General features: G+C 32.0%; 1 protein-coding gene. It reads left to right on the plus strand.

What is annotated here, in order from left to right; all coding sequences use genetic code 11:
- A partial coding sequence (locus BA053_RS06490) for a DUF5915 domain-containing protein (RefSeq protein ID WP_156518248.1) occupies positions 1-259 on the plus strand: 259 nt, incomplete at both ends.

Raw genomic sequence — 259 nt, forward strand, 5'->3', positions numbered from 1 at the left:
GATGAGGTAAATGTAAAAAAACTGGAGTTAGTAAACAGACTTGAAGATATTGCATCACTAGAGTTAAAGCTAAGTTTTCCCCTGCTTGGAAAGAGAATACCAGATAAAATTAAGAAACTAGTTCAATATGTCAAAGAGGGAAAATGGAAGCAAGTTGAAAATGAGCAAGTTTTTTTAGGTAATGAGTCAGAAAATTGCATCATAGAAAAAGGCGAATATGAACTATTGTTAAAAGCAAACAGTGAATATTCCTCTGTAT

Source organism: Wolbachia endosymbiont of Nomada ferruginata (assembly GCF_001675785.1).
Lineage (GTDB): Bacteria > Pseudomonadota > Alphaproteobacteria > Rickettsiales > Anaplasmataceae > Wolbachia > Wolbachia pipientis.